Origin of the sequence: Pseudomonas sp. NC02, from assembly GCF_002874965.1 — a bacterium.
In the GTDB taxonomy this organism is placed as follows: Bacteria; Pseudomonadota; Gammaproteobacteria; order Pseudomonadales; family Pseudomonadaceae; genus Aquipseudomonas.
Map to the genome: position 1 here is coordinate 4490777 of NZ_CP025624.1, position 19235 is coordinate 4510011.

Sequence of the window (19235 nt, forward strand, 5' to 3'; positions counted from 1 at the left end):
GGCGTTATTGACCCTTGAGCAGCGTGTTGGCGGAACCGGAAATCTGCGTCGCACCGCGCACCACCATCTGGGTTTCGATGGAGTAGTCGAACATCTTGCCCAGTGAATGGACGATCTGGTCGACCTGCTGCTCGGCGACTTTCTTGCCCGGTTCTGCGGTGGGCGAGGCACCCGAGGTGCGGATATCCGCAGCGGCCACTTGCGGCGGCGCCGAGGGGTTATTGGTGAGCAAATCGGCGCGCTCGGAAAAGGTCCGGGAGCGGTCGATAAAACTGTTCAGGCGCTCCATCAGCCCCGAGCCGATCTGATGGGGGCTGGCGCCCTCGGGCATGCCCTTGGCCGTATTGGCCATGTGCTCGAACAGATTCTGCGAGGCCCCGGCGGGCCCCGCGCCGGCGGACGGCGGCAAGGCCGTGGCGCTGGCAGCGAGACTGATGGTCATGGGTGCGCCCTACTCTTCGTCGTCATCGGACATGGCGTCATTCAGCATTTCCTGGGCCTTGGGCATGATGATGAATTGGCCGCCGATGGTGACTGCCTGAGTGATCAGGGCATCGGTGAATTCGGCGTCGGTCATCTCCGGTTTATCGGCGCTCTTGGCGTTGTCCACCGCGGCGTTGAACTTGGCTTCAGGGCTGGCGCCACCGGGGGCGAGGTTGCTGTCTACGGCGGTTACGGACATGGTCATGCTCCTTTACTGGGGTTGGGGTGAATCAAGGGGTTTCGGTGCTCACCTGGGCGCCGCGAAACACCCGCACGCCGTGCTCGCGCGCCACCACCGGCGCGGCGGCCTTGGGCTGCAGGTGATCCACATGCTGCTGGACCAGCGCCAGGTACGGCGGCGGCCCGGAGACGAAGACTTCATCGCCCTCGGGGCCGTTACGCATCGATAACTGCTGGCCGAACACATCGAGGTTGTTCAGATAGGCCTGCAACTGATCCAGGTTCAGGGCGTTGGCCTTGAACAGCCGGGTGGTGATTTCATCGCTGGCATTGAGGTACAGCAGGTTGCCGTCGAAATACCAGGTCAGGCCATTGGTGCTGCACAGCGTCTGCAAAAACTCCCCGGCGGTGGCTGCACGCACGGTGCTGCGGGCCTTGCCGCGGACCTTGTCGGAGAGCACCAGCGGGATATCGAGGTTGTGGCCGAACTCTTCGAGGGCGGCGCGCACGTCCTGGTCCACCAGCACATAGGCGTAGGGTTTGGCGAACCATTCGGGTTCTTCGTCGGCGTGGGCGATCGAGGCACCCAACAGCACCGACAGACATAGGAGCGCCATGGAAAATATGCTTACATGACGTCCGCCTTCGCCCAACGAGTTGTGACGATGACCAAACACTTTTTGCTTGCCGGCAGCCTGTTGCTGGCTGCCTGTTCCAATACTGCGCCGAGCGATTCCGACCGCTCGCTGAAGCTGGCCGACGACCTGAACAAACGCGGCGACTACGCCAGCGCGGCGGCGCTGTACGAACGTGCGGCCCAGCAACCGGGCGCAAGCATCGACTTGTGGCTCAAACTCGGCCAGGCACGGCTCGACGGCAACGACGCGGTCGGTGCCGAGCGCGCCTTCCAACAGGCCCTCGGCCTTCAAGCCCACAACGCCGACGCCCTGCTGGGACTGGGCACCGCGCAACTGCGCCTTGGCAAAAGCCAACGCGCCGTGACCGCCCTGGGCCAGGCCGCCGAGGCCAGCCAGTCGCCGGTCGCCTACACCCGACTGGGCATTGCCCAGGTGTTGAACGGCCAGGCGGTCGCGGCACAAACCGCGTTCGCCAAAAGCCTGGGCCTGCAACCCGACGACCTCGACAGCCGCTGCAACCTGGCCCTGGCCTACGCCCTTGGCGGCCAGGCGCAGCAGGCCTTGGACACCATCGCCCCCGTCACCCAATCGCCCCGCGCGTTGCCACGGCATCAGCGTAATGAGTTGTTGGTGCTGGTGTTGGCGGGTTACGAACAACGGGTGGCCAGCTTGCCGCTGGACGATATACCGGCGGCTGAGCGCGCACGCCTGATCACGGAAGCCAACCGCATCAAAGCCATCAGCAATCCGATTGCGCAAGCGCGGGAATTGGGGCTGGTGGATACGCACTAAATCCAACTGCTTTTGATCTTGCTGTTGCCCTGCTTTTGACGTTGCTTTTGATCTATCAGGCCCCGTTAAACCACGCTGGCCGAACGCAGGCTTTGGAGCGTGGGTAACCCGGCAGGACGCCGGGTTAGCCGCGCTGGGCCAGGGATGGCCCATCGCGGCGGCCCACGCTCCAAAGCCGGAGTGAGGGCACACCGAGCCTGAGCGAGGTGCCGAGTGGTGGGGCAAAGACCTTTTGGTTACTTTTGGGGCGTTTGCCAAAAGTGACCCGCTGTAAGAGCGGAACCCTAAGTGGCCGTTACCGCAGGAATGGATATGTACGCGGTAAGCTTCAAGATCCGGGTCGCCTATCAGTCCGCTTTCGCGAGCAAGCCCGCTCCCACATTTGGATGGTGGTGTGGCAGATGGATCTGCTGGGCCTGGAATACCGCTATCGCAGGCAAGCCAGCTCCCACAGAGGACATGTGAACGCAGGTTCATTGCTCCGCTCCCGGAGCGCCCGCCTTGGCCTCTTGCTGAGCCTGACGCCGCTGCAACTGCTCCCGATCAAACCCCTCGATATACACCTGCGCCGCCCGCCCAACCGGCGCCGCCATCGCTGGCCCGGTGGCCCGCCCCTGATTCAAATCCTGGCGCTGCTCCACCATCTGCATCAAATTCAGATTATTGGCGCAGCCTAACGGCAAGGTCGCCTTGAAATCCTCGTCCAGTCCAATCTCGTCCTTGGCCGGCGGCTGCTGGCACTGGCTTGGCACCCCGTCCGCCTGATACTGCGGCGAGTAATACACCGGCGCCAGATGCGTCTTGCAGCCCACCACCAACAGGGGCAAACACATCAACAAACGCGAAACTTTCATGCCATGCCCCCTCATCAATTCATGTAGAAACCAAACGCCCCACCACTGCGCGGCCCCGCCGCTGCGGCGGTCGCAGGCTGCGCATCCAGCGGCGTGGCCAGGGTGCGACTGCGCACCGGCTCCACCAGGTACGGCGTAATCAAAATCACCAATTCGGTTTCATTGCGCTGAAAACGCTTGGAGCGAAACAGGTTGCCCAGGATCGGCAAGTCCCCCAGCAACGGCAGCTTCTCGATGTCCTGGCTGCTCTCACGCTGGAACAAACCGGCAATCGCAAACGTCTGCCCGCTGCCCACTTCCACCCGCGTATCGGCGCGGCGCACACTGAACGACGGCACATGGAAATTGCCGAAATCCACCGTGCCGCCACTCACCACACTGCTGACCTCAGGGCGCACTTGCAGGGCGATCCGGCCGTTGGGCAGCAGCGTCGGGTTGAACAACAGCGACACGCCGAACGACTTGTATTCGATCCCCACCAGGTCCCGATTCACCGGCACCGGGATCGCCACTTCGCCGCCCGCCAGGAAGCTCGCGGTTTGCCCGGTCATGGCGGTGATGTTCGGCTCGGCCAGGATTTGCAGGATCCCGTTGGCCTGCAACGCGTCGAGCATGCCGTCGATATTGGTATTGCCCGAACCGCTGCCCGCTGCCGCCAGGCCACCGGCGGTGGCGGCGGCCAGCGGTCCGCCGGTGATCAGGCCAAAGGAGAACGTGCCGTTGCTGAACATGGCGTTCCAGTTAACCCCGTAATGCAGCAGTTCCGAGCGGGACACTTCAGCAAAGCGCACACGCAAGTTGACCTGGGCGGCACCGGCGTACTCAGTGGTGTTGACCGCGCTCTGGAAGCCCTGGCCCTGTGGGTTGAGCAAGGCATTCAAATCCGTCGCTTCTCCAACCGAACGCACCGTGCCCTTGGCGATCAATCGGTTACCGGCACCGCTGATCTGCGCGCCATTGCCGGGATGCAATTCCTGCATCGGCGCGGTCACTGCCTGGGTCGCGCTGCTGACCGCCAGGCTCAGGCTGGCAAGCTGTTTGCCGTCGCTGCCGAGGGCAATCAGGCTGGTATTGCCCGGCGCCTTGCCGAAGATATAGATCACCCCGGGCGACACCACTTGCAGGTCGGCAATCCCCGGCTCGGCCACCAGTACCGACTCCACCGGGGCCACAAAATGCAGGATCCGGCCTTCACCGGAGGCCAGGTTGATAGACCCCTGGGCACCGTTGGCGATGTCCTGGGCACTGCAGAAAAACGAGGTCAACGTCAGCAACAGCAGACAAAAACGGATCATGAGGCAGACGCCAGGGAAGTGACGGAAGCCGCGGCAGGTGCACGGCGGTTGGAGATATCGGTAAGGCTGATGGTCACCAGCGCTTGCAGGTTGTATTCGGTGGCCAGTTCGCGAAACGACAACACCGCCAGCTCCAGTTCACCGCGCAGCACCAGGCGCCGCAGGCTGCGGCGCAGTTCCGGGTGCACCAGCAATACCGCACTGTTGGCTTCAGTGGTTTTGTCGCAGGCCTGGCGCAGTTGGGCGAGCAACGCGCGGTTGACTTCCTCGGGGATCACTTCACGGCTGGGCTCCTGGCGACGCAGGGACGCACGCAACTGGTCTTCCAATCCCGGCGCCAGCACCAGGGCGCCAATCACCCGATTGCGGTCGGCGTACTGATGGCTGATCTGCCGCGCCAACCCTGCACGCAGGTGTTCGGCCAGGCGGCCGGCATCGGTTTCCCGGGCGCCCCACTCCACCATGGCTTCGAGCAAGGCCCGCTGATTGCGGATCGACACGCCCTCTCCCACCAGCAGGCGCAGGGTCTCGGCCACCCGCTGCAACGGCACCAGGCGCAGGGCTTCCTTGACCAGTTCGCCGTAGGTGGCTTCGGTGCGTTCGAGCAGCAGGCGGGTTTCCTGGATGCCGAGGAAGTCCGCGGCATAGCGGCGCAGGCTGCGTTCCAGCACGCCACGCAGGACTTCGTCCGGCAGCAGGAAACCGATGCCGGCGTTGCGCAGTGCGTCTTCGTGCTGACGCTCGATCCAGTGCGCGGCACGGCCGTTGAGGGGCGAATCGGCTTGCAGGGTGGCGATGTCCAGCAACTGCACATGCACTGGATCGTCCTGCAACAGCAGGCAGTTGATCGGCATCTCGCCTTCGCTGACGGGTACGCCTTCCAGTGACACGCGGTAGCTGCCCGGCGTGGCCTTGGCGTCCATGTGAATGCCCGGCACCGGCATATCGACGCCGAGGTCGCTGCGAATGTCGTGACACAGCGCTTCGATGCGTTGGCTCAGTAGTTGGCGCGGGGCGCTGAGGGCCAACGCACTGCCGAGGGTCAGCAATACCCGAGTGTCGGGGGCCACGCCATAATCCTGCTCGGCCTGCACTTCAACCACCGGTTCCAGGGTCTCGACCAGCGCTTCAGGCTCTACCTGGTTTTCACGGGTATGACGGCGGTACATCACGAAGGCCGCACCACCGAACACCAGCGACAACCCGAGGAACACCCAGGTCGGAAAGCCCGGTATCACGCTGACGCCGACCATGATCAGTGCGGTCAAACCGAGGGCGCGGTAGCTGGCACCCAACTGCTTGAGAATCTCGCTGCCGAGGTCACCCGCTTCGCCGTCGCTGTTGACCCGCGTGACCACGGTGCCCGCCGCTACCGAGATAAGCAGCGCCGGGATCTGTGCGATCAAACCGTCGCCCACGGTCAGCAGCGAATAGGTGTGCACCGCCGCGCCGAAGGCCATGTCGCGCTCGATCATGCCGATCAGCATGCCGCCCAGCAGGTTGACCGCGAGGATCACCAACCCGGCAATCGCATCGCCCTTGACGAACTTCATCGCCCCGTCCATCGCGCCGAACATCTGGCTCTCGCGCTCCAGGCGGGAGCGCCGGCGGCGGGCTTCGGCCTGGTCGATATCGCCGTTGCGCAGGTCGTTGTCGATGCTCATCTGTTTGCCGGGCATCGCATCCAGGGTGAAGCGCGCCGCCACTTCCGCGACCCGCTCGGCGCCCTTGGTGATCACCACGAACTGCGCCACGGTGATGATCAGGAATACCACCATGCCCACCACCACCTGGCCGGCAATCACGAAGTCACCGAAGGCCTTGACGATATGGCCAGCGTCGCCGTGCAGCAGAATCAAGCGGGTGGTGGTGATCGAAAGCGACAGGCGAAACAGGGTGCTGAGCAGGATCAGCGGCGGCAGCGCGGAGAATTCCACCGAGTGGCCGATGTAGAACGCCACGATCAGGATCAGGATGCTCAGGGCGATGTTCAAGCCGATCAGCATGTCCACCAGGTAGGTAGGCAGCGGGATGATCATCATCACGATCGCCATCAGCATGAACGCGACGATGATCACGTCGGTACGCTGGGCGGCCATGCGCGCGATGCCGTTCAGGCGATTGAGCAGGTTCATGGCGCGGCTCTCCGTGCAGCGAGGTAGCGTTTGAAGCACTGGCGCGCTTCGTCCTTGCGTTCGCCGTACCACAGCGCCCGGGCACGCAGCAGCAACAGGCTGGCAGACTCACCCTCCAGCGCGACCAGCCGATCCAGGGCCGCGAGTGCGCGGGTGAAGTCGCCGCTGTCGGTGAACGCCAGCACCAGCGAGCGCAGCAGCAGGCCATCGTCGGGCGCGACACTCACGGCAATCAGCAACATCACCAGCGCGCGCTGGGACTGGCCGTTGCGCCGGTACAGCTCGCCAATGCCCTTGAGCAATTGCACCGCGTCGTCGTTGTCCCGGGGCATCAGGCCTGGACCTCCGAGCGTTGTTGTTCGAGGGTGCGGCGCATCTCGATTTCCTCGCTGATCAGGTCATGGGCCAGCGCCTTGATCTGCGGCTCGGCGTCGAGGTTCGGCAACAGGTGCTGCATCACGTGTTCCAGCAGTTCCAGGGAACGTGCGCTGCCGAACAGCAGCGAGTCGACGCCAGCGGCGCTGGTGAGTTCTTCCAGGTCACTGCGCAGGGAGCGGCGGGACTGGACCTTGCGGGTTTTCAGCAACGCTTCGAAAGCCGTGGCCTGACGCGAGTTGACCGGGCGGATCGCCTCGACCGGCGCGCTGCGCACGTCACTGGGAATCAACGGACGGGGTTCGACTTTCATCCCGGGGCCTTAGCTGAAAAAAGCAGCGTCATAGGGTGAAGGTGAAGCGTTCTTCGCCACGGGCGAGGATCACCTGGTTGTTCTCGATGCGCTCCAGTACCCAGTTGTCCGCCAGGGCCGCGCCGGGGTACAGGCGCTTGCCGCTGTCATTGATCACGTAGGGGTTGGCGCCGAACCACACGGCTTGAAAGCGCACCCGTGGCCGGGCTGCATCTGCACGCACGGCGACCCGCGGGTTGAGCACGATCTGCTGGCCGTAACGCTGGTCGAAGGCTTGTTGCAGGGCGACCCATTGAGGCTTTTGCGCGCGCTCAAAGGAGCCGACGGCGTTGAGTTGGCCATCGATGTCGTTGACCTTCACGGCGTCCAGGTGGGCGGCCTGCAATTGCCCTTCGAACCAGGCCTTGGCCTCGGCACGGGAAGGCTTGGCTGCGGTTGTTTCGGCAACCGGCATTACGGTTTGCGCTTGCGGTGGATCGTTGCGAAATGCCAGGGCGCCAGCGCACACAAAGAGCAACGCGGTGGCGATGATCCAGGGCGTTAACGTGCGTGTCGTCGCAGGCGTTTTTTCAGGGCTGCCCGGCAGCGCCAGGCTCACACCCGCCGTGCCGATACGCAGTTGCAGCGGCAGCCGCGCGCGATGGCCGCTGCCTTGGGGAATACGGATATCGCCGGCAGTGCCGGTGATCAGTACATCGCCGCCGAGGGCCTCGACGGCCACCTGGGCCCCTTCAAAACGCAGGCGCAGGTGCAACTCGGCAATCCCGGGATCGCTGAGCTGGAGGTCGGCCGCCAGGGCGGCGCCAAGGGTGTAGACCGGCTGGTCGAGCATCAGGGAACTGCCCTGGTGCAAACCGTGGGTCACAAGCAGGGTCGGCGCGCCGTTCGCGGCGGGCAGGCCCAGGGAAATCAAGGCTGTCATGGTTGGGTTTGCCCCCTTGAGAATCACAGGCCGCAACGACGCCTGTGCCGATCAACAACGGTGCAACGGGGTAAGGCAGGTATACGGGCAGCGCCGGCGCTGCCCGCATGGCGAATCAGTTCTGCGGACGCTGTTTGGTGGCGTCGAGCTCTGCTTTTTTCGCGGTGCTGATCTCGGTGATCTTGGCCGACTTCTCGATGGCCATGTTGAAAGTTGCTTCCATCTTCGCGATAGCGTCGTCGGCGCCGCCTGCACTTACTGGTGGAGTAGTAGCCATGTTCAATCTCCTTGCATCGATAGGGAAGTTAAGCCGCATGCAAACCGAAACAAACTCCCAGCGTCAGACAGTGAGTTGGCCATGCAGCCATCGGTTTGCATGGGAACCATACTACTCACGAACAAAACGCCTTCGCTGTGAAAGCTTGTGAAACGTTCATGGCAGGTGCTGTGAAAAATCCGGCTCAACGTGCCGTTGAGAAAATCTCATCGCCGCGCGGGCGTGGAACCTTTGTTAAAAAACCAATACACGACGAGACCCAATGTTTACGGGGGCACAACCTGGAAAACGAACCAACTCGAACAATTTACGAGCCCGTTACCCCTGGGTAAAAACGTTGATCACTCAACAATTCCAGAAAATAAATCCGACAACTTCACACTTTTAACTAATAGCCATTTGCCCAACTTTGCAGATATTTCCATTTGTAACAAAACCGACTTGATCATCGCGTTTGATAGCTCGGCGCGGGTTAACCCAATAACACTTCGCAACTTTCGCCCGCCCCAGTTAGTGCACTTGCACTAAATATCGACTGATATAAAACAACTTCCAGGTGATCTATGACTGCGATCCCGAATGGCCTTGACCCTGCCGACAACAAAGGCCCGGATGGCTCCCGGAGCACGTTCGAAAAAGCCCTGTTCACCGCCGTCGACAAGCCGGTATTCGACCCCTCGAAAATCCGCGGGCCGTCCATTCCGCTGCCGTACCAGAACGTGCAGGCACCGGTGAACAACAGCATTACCTACACCCCGCTGGGCAGCGACAAACCGGTGACCCTCAAGCAGATCGACAACCCCAGGCTGTTTGAGCAATTGGTCAACCAGTACAACGCACAGCAAAGCGACGCGACCCTTGAGAAGAATCTGGCCGACAGCAAAGGCGCCGGCTACAAGGAGGCAGACGCCAGCACCGTGGCGCCTGGCCTGGGCAACTACAAGGCGATCGGCAGTACCACCGAATTGGGCCCCGGACTGATCCGCTACGAGACCAGTGCCGGCGACAAAATCGTGGTCAGCCAGAAGGAAACACCCGCGCTGTTCGCCCAGGTCAGCGGCGACTCGGCCAAGCTCTTTGCGATCAATGCCAGCCAGGCCGAGGGCTACCGCCTGGCCGGCCCCACGGAAACCATGGACCCGGCAGCGAATATCGGCCCGCCCGAAGAAGTCGGCCCGGGCCTGATTCGCTATACCACGGCGTCGGGCGACAAGGTGATCGTGTCCCAGGACATCACCCCCGCGCTGTACGACCAGGTGGCCAAACTGTATGCCGGCAGCACCGGCGCGGCGGGCGCCTCGGACACGTCCTGGATCGACACCTCATCGTTTGGCGTGTCGGGTGCCAAGGACTGGGACACCATCACCGGCAACACCAGCGGCACGCCGACCAAGGAAGAACTCGACCTGAACCGGCCCAAGGCGGCCGCGCAATTGCTCTCGCAAAACTGGGACGCCTGGGGCCTGCATGGCGCGCCGATCGACTTCGCCAACCCACCCACGACACTCCCCCCCGAGGCTCAGGCCGTACTCAAGTACGTGGCCAGCAGCCCGAGCCTGATGGCCGCGCTGGATACCGGCGGGCGTGGCAAGGCCGACAATGTGATCACCCATTCCGATGTCGACCATTTCATCGACAACGCCGGCAAGGACCTCGGCGCCGCGTCGAAATCCTATGGCAGTTTCCTCGGCAGCAAACCCGGTGACCTGGCCAAGGCGAATGCCAAGTCGGCGGCAATCCTGATGGCCAACGAGAGCCTGGCCGCTGGCGCAGGTCCGGCGATGCGCCCCGGTGACGCCAACCAGCGCAGCAACGACGGCATGCTGCGCAGCGACAACCTGCAAGCCTTGGGCAGCGATTCGGCCCTGAGCACCGAGCTGACCGGCGCGGCGGCCATGTGGTCCAGACCCGGGATGTTCCACGCCCTGGAAACCGGCGGCGACAACCCCGCCACCGGCAAGTCGGACGGCATCGGCACCCGCGACAACATCGGCGCCTGGCTCGAAAAACAGGCGCCGAAAACCGACAGCGACACCCTGACCTTCCTCGACGGTGCCGCCACTCGTGATGCCGTCGCCGGCGTCGACACCTCGGGCCTGACCGCCGACATCCTGGCCAACCCGCAGAACTACAGCGGCGAACAGAAAGCCGCGGTGCTGGTGCAGTTGACCGATGCACAAACCCGCCTGCTGGTCAGCGACTACGTGCCCCACGCCGGGTTGATGGACAAGTACACCTCGCCCCACTACGGCCTGAACCCCAACGAAGACAAAATCAAGGCACAGCTGCAAAGCGGCATCGAAACCCTCTCGGCCGACCCGGACGTGCAAGGCTTCCTGCAAAACAATCGCGGCCCGGCACTGGCCGACATCGTCGACAGCAACCCGGCGATGAAAGTCGCGATGCAGAACTACTACACCGACGACATCGAGACCGGCAAAAACCTCACCGACAATCTCAACGCCAAGGACCAGAACGGCAAGCAGATCGACATGGGCATGGGCCTGCAAAACGCGGCCAACGATACGACCATCGCCAACCTGGCGCTGGGGGGCAACGGCCATGTGGACCTGACCGGTATCGCCGACAAGGCCGGGCAAAGCGACAACATCCAGCAGTACTACAAAAACCAACTGGTGACCGGCAAGGCCTTTACCGACGCGGTGGCCGGCGGCATGGACCCCACCGTGGCGGCCAGCAGCTTCGCCGCCAGCACGGCCTCGGCCCAGGCCTTCCTCGGCGACAAGGCCTCGGCGGATGACGCCGCCACCTTGCAGGTGAATTTCAACGAAGCCCTTGGCGACGCCCTGCTCGGCGGCGCCACCACCGACACCCTGAACATCACCCTGGGGGACGGCAAGGGCAACTTCGACGAAGCCAAGGTCACTGCCGCGATCAACGACGCCCAGCAAAAAGATCCAGAGATGTTCGTCACCTCGGATGGCGGCAAGATCGACCCGGCGCAAGTGGTGTCGATGCTGCGTTCGGTATGGGACATCGGGCGCCAGGGCAACAAGATCGCCGACGCACTGCCCAAGGCCATCGAAGGCATGAAGTTCGGCGACGTCAGCCCGGCATTCAAGCAAGGCCTGCTGCACATCGGCAGTGCGGTGTTGATGAGCGGCGTGCTGATGGCCCGTTCGGCCAGCGGCAGCAACACGCCGGTGGCGGACGCGAACCGGGTATCCGCCGGGCTGCAATTTGCCGGGTTGTTGATGGAGGGCGGCACCAAATACGCCAAGGAAGCGGGTTACGGCATCACCTGGGTCAACCGCCCGGATGGCGGCACCATTGGTGACTTCCCCGGCAAGGTACCGGTGGGCAAAGGCCCGTTGAGCCCGCAGCAAATCGCCAACCTCGGCGCGGCCGGCAAGATCATTGGCTCGGCGGGCGGGATTATCGGCGGTGTGATCGGGGTGATTGGCGGTGTCGACTCGTTGAAAAAAGGCGACTACCTGAGCGGCAGTTTCTCGGTTGCCACCGGCGTGCTGGGTACGGGTGCGGCGGTGGCCGGGTTGGTGGAAGCCGGGGCCGGGTTGTACGGGGCCACGGAAATCGGCGCGGTGGCCGGGACCATCAGCGGGATCCTCGGCGGGGCTACGGCGATCCTTGGCGGGATCGGCAGCGCGTTCCTGCCCTTCGCCCTGGCTGATGCCCATGGCAAGGCGCAGGACGCGTTCTATGGCCAGCTTGCGCCGGTGCTCAAGCAATACGGCTTGACTGGCGGGCCTACGGAGCCGGGTGATTATCCTGAAGACCCGATCCCGGCGATCAACACCTGACCTTCCCTTGCAGCCTTGCGCGAAGGGAGCCGCGCGGGGTTGTGTTTTTGAACATGCACAAAGGTTAATCACATGACGTATTCACACCGCGGCCACCTTGAAGACAGCGCTATTGAAATCCACTTTGGCCCTTATCAACTGCTGCCCCGACGTCATCTGCTGCTGAAAAACGGTGAGCCGGTGAGCCTGGGGAGTCGGGCCCTGACGTTGCTGATTGCCCTCGCTTCGCGGCCTGGTGAGCTGTTGGAGAAGACCCAATTGCTGGACATCGCCTGGCCACGGTTGGTGGTGGAAGAGTGCAACCTGCGGGCGCAGATCAAGGCGATCCGCCGGGCGTTGGGGGATGATGATTCGGTGTATATCGCGACGGCGACGGGCCAGGGGTATCGGTTTGTTGCGCCGACCTGGGTGGAGCGTGGGGAGCAGAAAAAGCCGGTGGTGTTGGGGGTTTATAGTTGTCGGCGTTGTTTGGGGGGTGAGGTGAAGCCGGTGCTCGGCGTGCGGCAGGAGAGGCTTAACAGTTGAGGGGGGGATTTGGATCGGGGGCATATCCATTATTTGGGTGATGGCTTATATCGGTTCCGCTCTTACAGCGGCTCACTTTTGAACAGCGCAAAAGTAAGCAAAACGCTCTTGCCCCACCACTCGGCACCTCGCCTGGGCTCGGTGTGCCCTCACTCCGGCTTTGGACCGTGGGCCGCCGTCATGGGCCATCCTTGGCCCAGGACGGCTAACCCGGCGTCCTGCCGGGTTACCCACGCTCCAAAGCCTGCGTTCGGCCAGCGTGGTTTAACGGGGCGCCCAAGATCAAGATCAAAAGCAGATCAAAAGCACAGCGGCCTACCGGCCGGCTTGAGTGTTTAAAAGCCAAATCAAAAGCTAAAGCGGGCACGGTCCACTGTAGGAGCTGGCTTGCCTGCGATGGCATCACCTCGGTGTACCTGCAAGACCGAGTTGCCTGCATCGCCGGCAAGCCAGCTCCTACAGAAAAGCAGATCGGTTTTCGCTTTGGCTTTTGATCTGGCTTTTAACACTCAGGTCGGCTTTCAGGCCGCCGTGCTTTTGCTTTTGATTTTGATCTGCGAGCCCCGTCAACCACGATGGCCGGAGTGCGGGCATGCCGAGCCTAAGCGAGGCACCGAGTGGTGGGGCAGAGACCCTTTGGTTACTTTTGGCTGGGCCGGCATTCCGGGCGTTTGCCAAAAGTGACCCGCTGTAAGAGCGGAACCATAGGCGGCCGTTACCTAAATAATGGATATGTACCCCGAACAAAAACCTCAGCGCACCAAGCTCAAATCCACCCGCCCATCACGCACCGGCGGACACCAGTAATACCCCCCAGTCAACGGCTTGCTAATGCGATACAACCCATCAACAATCCCATCCTCAAGCCCACTCATGCGGCGCAGTTGGGCTTCAAACGCATCAAACGAATGCCCAAACGCCAGGAACATCAACCCCGCCTGACCATTCTCGGCCCATGGCATCGACCGCCGCACCACAAACGCCTCCGGGGTAAAACTCTCCTGAGCCGTACGCTTGGTGTGCGCCGACTCCGGCGCGTCCTCCAGCTCCTCATTATCGCCATGGCGCCGACCAATAATGTGGTCCCGCTCCAGAGCTGGCAACGCCGCAAACCCATCCAGATCATGCTGCCACTGCTGGATCGCCGCAAAACTCGCACCACCCTGCGCCACCGCAGCCTCCACCGCCGCATCATCATGCGGATTCTCAGTGCCGTCCTCATAGTCGGTCAGGTCAAACCCGGTCTTGTAGCGAAACCCCTCGGTCATCTGCACCAGACCAAACCCCGGCGCCAGGGCCTTCTCGAACGCCCGGCTGCGCAACAGCAACTCACCGCGATCCACACCGTGCAACCAGACCCACAGCGCCTGCTGGGTCGACGGATTCTCCGCCCCCGGCCCGCTCACATGAGGGAACGCCCGCAACCCGTCAATCCGGGCGCCAAGGGCATTGACCAGCGGCTCACCAAAACCGACCACCGCACTGGCGTCCACCAACTGCACCAGCGCATCCAGTGCGGCAGGCACGGCATCCAGCGACTCAATGGCAAAAAACAGATGGCGTGCCTGCAACGGCACCGGTGCGGCAAGAATGCCCGGCTGGTACTGACTCATGTGAACTCCTTCAAGAAAGCCGCGCAGTTTACCCGGCGAGCTCACGGTTGTGCTCAAGGTTTTCCAAGGTTCGCGGGTTAATGCGTCTAGCCCTTGCCACACGGGGCGTTGATGGGTGAATCTCTAGTCACGTTTTGCAACCACTCCAGGGGTAGCGACATGACCACCGACAACCTGCTCGCCCAGCTGTTTCCCACTGCCGCCGAGATTCCCGAGCAATTCCGGCTCGCGGCGCCCATCGAACAACGTGATTACCTGGTCGGCGGCCAGTTACATGTGTGGAACGGCCCTTTGGCCGAAGTACGCAGCCCGGTGCAGTTGCGCGGCACCGACGGTGACACGCCGGTGATCATCGGCAGCACCCCGCTGCTGGACGCCGACACCGCCTTGACCGCCCTCGACGCTGCCGTGGCCGCCTACGACCGTGGCCAGGGCGCGTGGCCGACCATGCGCGTGGTGGATCGCATCCAGCACGTCGAAGCGTTTTTGCGGCGTATGCGCGAACAGCGTGACGCAGTGGTCAAGCTGCTGATGTGGGAGATTGGCAAGAACCTCAAGGACTCGCAGAAAGAGTTCGACCGCACTTGCGACTACATCACCGACACCATCAACGCCCTCAAGGAACTCGACCGCCGCTCCAGCCGCTTCGAGCTGGAACAGGACACCCTGGGGCAGATCCGCCGGGTGCCGCTGGGCGTGGCGCTGTGCATGGGCCCCTACAACTACCCGCTGAACGAGACCTTCACCACGCTGATCCCGGCGCTGATCATGGGCAACACCGTGGTGTTCAAGCCGGCCAAGCTCGGCGTGCTGCTGATTCGCCCGTTGCTGGAGGCGTTCCGCGACAGCTTCCCGGCCGGCGTGATCAACGTGATCTACGGCAGCGGCCGCGAAACCGTCAGCGCGCTGATGGCCAGCGGCAAGATCGATATCTTTGCGTTTATCGGCACCAACAAGGCCGCCAGCGATTTGAAGAAACTGCACCCGAAACCGCACCGGCTACGCGCGGCGTTGGGCCTGGATGCAAAGAATCCCGGGATCGTGCTGCCGCAGGTCGACCTGGACAATGCGGTCAACGAAGCTGTCACCGGTTCGCTCTCGTTCAACGGCCAGCGTTGCACCGCGTTGAAGATCCTGTTTGTGCATGAGGACGTGGTCGACAGCTTTATCGAGAAATTCAACCGCAAGCTGGCGACCCTCAAGCCTGGCATGCCGTGGGAAGACGGTGTGTCGCTGACGCCACTGCCCGAGCAGGGCAAGGTGGATTACCTCGGCGGCCTGGTGACCGACGCACTGGCCCATGGCGCCAAGGTGGTGAACGAGAATGGCGGCGCCAGCCGTGGCTCGTTTTTCTACCCGGCGGTGCTGTACCCGGTGAACCCGCAGATGCGCGTGTACCACGAGGAGCAGTTCGGCCCGGTGGTGCCGATCGTGCCTTACCGCGACCTGGAGACGGTGATCGACTACGTGCTGGAGTCGGACTTCGGCCAGCAACTGAGTATCTTCGGCACCAGCCCGAGGGAAGTCGGGCGCCTGGTGGACGCGTTCGCCAACCAGGTGGGCCGGATCAACATCAATGCCCAGTGCCAGCGCGGGCCGGACAGTTTCCCGTTCAACGGGCGCAAGAACTCGGCCGAGGGCACGCTGTCGGTACATGATGCGTTGCGGGTGTTTTCGATCCGTACCCTGGTGGCGACCAAGTTCCAGGCGAGCAACAAGGAACTGGTCAGTGACATCCTGCAGGAACGCACGTCGAGCTTTCTGACCACTGACTATATTTTCTGAGCCCGACACCGATCTAAAAATGTGGGAGCGGGCTTGCTCGCGAAAGCGGTGGTTCAGTCACCGGATGTATTGACTGACACGCCGCCTTCGCGAGCAAGCCCGCTCCCACATTGGAACTGAGTGAAGCCTGAACAACGAGGTTACCCTGATACCAATGAATCTCCCTCTCTTCGCCCGCCGCTTGCTGCGTCCCTTGCTGGACCCGTACCGGCGCTACCGTCACGCCAAGTTGATCCACGCGGTGCGGGTTTCCATTGGGTTGCTCGCAACGATCCTGCTCACCACCGGCATCAACCTGCCCCATGGTGAGTGGGCCTCGGTGACGATGCTGATCGTGATCGGCGGTTTGCAGCACCACGGCAATATCGGCAAGAAAGCCGTCGAGCGCGCCTACGGCACGTTGATCGGCGCCAGCGTCGGTTTGCTGCTGGTGCTGCAACAGGCGTATCTGGGGCAGCCACTTTTGACCTATTTGCTGATGTCGGTGGTGTGCGGGTTCTTTTCCTATCACGCCATCGGCAAGGGCGGATACATCGCGTTGCTGTCGGCCATCACCGTATTTATCGTTGCGGGCCATGGCGATAATCCGATATCGGACGGGCTGTGGCGCACGGTCGACATCCTGATCGGGATCGTCCTGGCCCTGGCGTTTTCCTTCGCCCTGCCGCTGTATGCGGTGTATTCCTGGCGCTACAACCTGGCCAGTGCCTTGCGCGATTGCGCGGCGATTTATAGCCGGATCATCAGCGGCCAATCGGTCACCGATGATGAACACCTCAAGCTGCTGAATCGCCTGAACGCCGCGATGCTGCAACTACGCTCGCTGATGCCATCGGTCTCCAAGGAAGTGCGGATTTCCATGACCGAGCTGGACACCCTGCAGCGGCATTTGCGGATGTGCATCAGCACCCTGGAGATCCTCGGCAACACCCGCCCCGACCCACGGGACAAGGAAGCCCTGGCGCGCATGCAGGTGGCGTTGAAAGCCGAGCACCGGCAGATTCGGGTGCAGTTGATCGGGATGGCGCGGGCGTTGCAATCCGGGGCCACCGACCGGCTGGAACGTCCGAGCACCACGCCGACCCACGAACAGACCTTTGAAGTGCCGGTGGTCAACGCGTTGGACGGTTACCGGTTATTGACCCTACAACTGGCAGCCAATATTGACGCCATGCGCCAGCGCCTGGCCAAGAGCGCCAGCCACTGGAAAATCTGATCAGCCCCGGTGCAGCGCCTGTATCAACAGCTGCTGCAACGCCTGTAACCGAGGCGCGGGGCTGTCCTCGGCAAAGCGCAACACGTTCGCCACTTCGGGCAGCGGCATCCGCTGGTCGAAGGGGCGATACACTTCCACGCGCTTGTCGAGATGGTCACTGCTGAGCAGGCCGATGCCCAACCCGGCGGCGATGGCCGATACCACACCCTCCACCGACCCACATTCCACCACCACCTGCCAGCGAATGCCCAAGGCGCTCAGGCGTTCCTGGGCCAGTTGCCGGTAAAAACAGCCGGGGCCGAAGGTGATGAGCCGCACGCATTCGTCAGGCGCAGGCTGCCAGCCGGGCCGGGCGCACCAGTGCACCTGTTCGGTCCACAGCAATTGGTCCCGCGCTTCGATACGCGGGATAAAATCCTGATGCAGCGCCAGGTCCAGCTCGCGGTCCACCAGGGCCTGGCGAAGCACGTGGCTCTGCTCCACCACAATTCGCACATCCAGTTGGCGGTGTTGCCGGGAAAACTGGCCGAGCAAGTTCGACAACTCGGCCATCGGCACCTGTTCGGTGGCGCCCAGGCGGATGGAACCTTGTAACTGCACCGGATTGAAATGCGTCAGCGCCGCGTCGTGGGCGCCTGCGCAACGACATCCGTGGGGCCGTGCTGCAGGTGGTGCAAAACGCCGGGCACTTTCTGATGGAGGATACGCCGGAACGGGTGAGTGAGTACCTTGTAGACTTTATCGGCCAGGTTCACAGTAAACGCTGACTGCCATTTGTCGGGATTACACAAGCCAATAGACTTCACACTTTCTCTTACATATTTTTCACGTTTTATTCACATCCAGAGACGTAGGGTAAAGCCTCATCCGTTACAAACGTTGTAGTTAAAAACCCGCCGCCCCAGCGGGTTTTTTTTGCCCGGGATTTGAGTGGCCACACGGTTTCTGAAGAGAGGAGTCGAAGCAAACCGGCTCATTGCGAGCCGGTCTTGATGGGGCAACGAGCCACCTTGTTGACAGGCGACGCCGCTTGCTCACGTATCGCGCGCTGGGTATCGAGCACCCGCGCCAGGGCCGTTTCGGCTTCAGGACTTTGCTGCGGCACACGAATCGCCGCCGACACCAGGGTAATCAGCTTGGCCATGACCTCGGCATCCGTGGCCGGGCGTCCCAGGCTCATGGAGTTCATCAGCAAACGCAGCTCGGTACCGGCCATCACCCCGGAGATCGCCTTGAGGGCAAATTGCAGGCGCACCCCCAGCTCGTTGCGCGGCAAGTCCGGAAGCGCCAGGGCGAAGGCTTCGAAGAAGCGCTGGAACACCGGCTGGTAATGCACCTTGAGGTATTCCTGGATAAACGGCGACGTGTCGCTGTACACCCGCCCCAGGAACCGGATGAATGAACGCCCTTCCCCGCTGGCCGGGTCGCTGCGTTCCAGGCCCATGGCCGGGGCGAACAGCACCCCGAGCAAGGTGTCGCAATCCAGCGGGCCGTCGGATTCGGCTTCGCACCGGGCGAGCAACTCCAGGCGCTGCTCGTTGAGCGGCTCCAGGCGCTGCATCAGCAGGGTTTTCATCAGGGAGTCCTTGTCCCCGAAGTGGTAATTCACCGCAGCGAGATTGACCTGGGCCCTCTCGGTTATCTGCCGCAACAAAACAGCGTCATAGCCGTATTTGATGAAAAGAGCCTCTGTCGCATCCAGCAATCGGGTCTTGGTAACGTTTGGAGCGCTGAGTTTCTTCGCGACCATAGGGATTGGGGTTCCACTGCGGAAATATTGTTTTAAAAATTAATTTGATTTTTTATACCGGGGCCGCTGCCTGAAAGCAAGTAGTGACACAGCGCCATACTATTCAAAGCCAACAGCAACGGGCTCATTGAGGATAGCTGATGGATTTTTGCAGCGCCGGAAACGTCCCTTTGAAGAATCGTTTCAAAGGGTAAAACCGCTCTATATCCATGGCTGGCGGAACGGCTGGATCGCGGTTAGTATTCAAACAATATTTTAAAAACAAGAAATAAAACCAGTCCGTGACGTGTACCAGGCAGC

Annotated in this window: 18 protein-coding genes; 5 read left to right on the forward strand and 13 right to left on the reverse strand. The window is 62.3% G+C overall.

Annotated elements, in window-relative coordinates:
• Positions 1-4 precede the first annotated feature (4 nt).
• Genes C0058_RS21060 through C0058_RS21070 form a run of 3 tightly spaced genes read right to left on the reverse strand, consistent with a single transcriptional unit; the run spans position 5 to position 1280 of the window.
• On the reverse strand, positions 5-442 hold the full coding sequence (locus C0058_RS21060; RefSeq protein ID WP_003208328.1) for a hypothetical protein: 438 nt from the start codon (positions 440-442) through the stop codon (positions 5-7).
• A gap of 9 nt (positions 443-451) precedes the next feature.
• The gene (locus tag C0058_RS21065) at positions 452-682 is read right to left on the reverse strand and encodes a hypothetical protein (protein WP_003208330.1); all 231 of its coding nucleotides are present in this window, start codon (positions 680-682) and stop codon (positions 452-454) included.
• A gap of 31 nt (positions 683-713) precedes the next feature.
• On the reverse strand, positions 714-1280 hold the full coding sequence (locus C0058_RS21070) for a type III secretion protein (protein WP_102369493.1): 567 nt from the start codon (positions 1278-1280) through the stop codon (positions 714-716).
• A gap of 48 nt (positions 1281-1328) precedes the next feature.
• Between C0058_RS21070 and C0058_RS21075 the strand changes: the two genes are divergently transcribed.
• A complete protein-coding gene (locus C0058_RS21075) occupies positions 1329-2093 on the forward strand; it encodes a tetratricopeptide repeat protein (protein ID WP_102369494.1) in 765 nt (254 codons plus the stop codon).
• 473 nt (positions 2094-2566) lie between these two features.
• On the opposite strand, the gene C0058_RS21085 is transcribed toward C0058_RS21075, so the two are convergent.
• The 7 genes from C0058_RS21085 to C0058_RS32825 all read right to left on the reverse strand — a co-directional run bounded on the left by C0058_RS21085 (position 2567) and on the right by C0058_RS32825 (position 8264).
• Positions 2567-2947 (reverse strand): hypothetical protein, encoded by a 381-nt coding sequence (locus C0058_RS21085; protein ID WP_003207261.1) that lies wholly within the window; start codon positions 2945-2947, stop codon positions 2567-2569.
• A gap of 14 nt (positions 2948-2961) precedes the next feature.
• Entirely contained in the window at positions 2962-4242 is a 1281-nt protein-coding gene (locus C0058_RS21090; RefSeq protein ID WP_008433173.1) for a type II and III secretion system protein family protein, read from the reverse strand.
• Positions 4239-6377 (reverse strand): type III secretion system export apparatus subunit SctV, encoded by a 2139-nt coding sequence (sctV, locus tag C0058_RS21095; RefSeq protein ID WP_008433174.1) that lies wholly within the window; start codon positions 6375-6377, stop codon positions 4239-4241. The genes C0058_RS21090 and sctV overlap by 4 nt, the downstream gene beginning before the upstream one ends.
• Positions 6374-6709, reverse strand: a complete 336-nt coding sequence (locus C0058_RS21100) for a lipopolysaccharide assembly protein LapB (RefSeq protein ID WP_003207267.1) — start codon at positions 6707-6709, stop codon at positions 6374-6376. The genes sctV and C0058_RS21100 overlap by 4 nt, the downstream gene beginning before the upstream one ends.
• Positions 6709-7065: a hypothetical protein gene (locus tag C0058_RS21105; protein WP_003207269.1), complete on the reverse strand. Its 357-nt coding sequence runs from the start codon at positions 7063-7065 to the stop codon at positions 6709-6711. The genes C0058_RS21100 and C0058_RS21105 overlap by 1 nt, the downstream gene beginning before the upstream one ends.
• 28 nt (positions 7066-7093) lie before the next feature.
• On the reverse strand, positions 7094-7987 hold the full coding sequence (locus C0058_RS21110; RefSeq protein ID WP_102369495.1) for an FHA domain-containing protein: 894 nt from the start codon (positions 7985-7987) through the stop codon (positions 7094-7096).
• Positions 7988-8102: 115 nt separating this feature from the next.
• A complete protein-coding gene (locus tag C0058_RS32825; RefSeq protein WP_003207273.1) occupies positions 8103-8264 on the reverse strand; it encodes a hypothetical protein in 162 nt (53 codons plus the stop codon).
• A gap of 563 nt (positions 8265-8827) precedes the next feature.
• Between C0058_RS32825 and C0058_RS21115 the strand changes: the two genes are divergently transcribed.
• Both C0058_RS21115 and C0058_RS21120 read left to right on the forward strand, forming a co-directional pair.
• A complete protein-coding gene (locus C0058_RS21115; RefSeq protein ID WP_102369496.1) occupies positions 8828-12046 on the forward strand; it encodes a type III effector HrpK domain-containing protein in 3219 nt (1072 codons plus the stop codon).
• A gap of 72 nt (positions 12047-12118) precedes the next feature.
• Complete coding sequence (locus C0058_RS21120; RefSeq protein WP_102369497.1) at positions 12119-12571, forward strand: winged helix-turn-helix domain-containing protein; 453 nt, start codon at positions 12119-12121, stop codon at positions 12569-12571.
• A 752-nt stretch (positions 12572-13323) separates the two neighbouring features.
• Here the strand turns inward: C0058_RS21120 and C0058_RS21140 are convergent.
• A complete protein-coding gene (locus C0058_RS21140; protein ID WP_102369500.1) occupies positions 13324-14184 on the reverse strand; it encodes a Dyp-type peroxidase in 861 nt (286 codons plus the stop codon).
• Positions 14185-14343: 159 nt separating this feature from the next.
• Here C0058_RS21140 and C0058_RS21145 point away from each other — a divergent pair, with 159 nt between their 5' ends.
• Together C0058_RS21145 and C0058_RS21150 are read left to right on the forward strand one after the other, a co-directional pair.
• Entirely contained in the window at positions 14344-15969 is a 1626-nt protein-coding gene (locus C0058_RS21145; RefSeq protein ID WP_102369501.1) for an NADP-dependent glyceraldehyde-3-phosphate dehydrogenase, read from the forward strand.
• Between the two features lie 154 nt (positions 15970-16123).
• On the forward strand, positions 16124-17185 hold the full coding sequence (locus C0058_RS21150) for an FUSC family protein (protein WP_003211716.1): 1062 nt from the start codon (positions 16124-16126) through the stop codon (positions 17183-17185).
• Here C0058_RS21150 and C0058_RS21155 read toward each other — a convergent pair whose 3' ends face one another.
• Entirely contained in the window at positions 17186-17785 is a 600-nt protein-coding gene (locus tag C0058_RS21155; protein WP_256579503.1) for a LysR family transcriptional regulator substrate-binding protein, read from the reverse strand.
• A gap of 373 nt (positions 17786-18158) precedes the next feature.
• Entirely contained in the window at positions 18159-18935 is a 777-nt protein-coding gene (locus C0058_RS21165) for a TetR/AcrR family transcriptional regulator (protein WP_102369502.1), read from the reverse strand.
• Positions 18936-19235 lie beyond the last annotated feature (300 nt).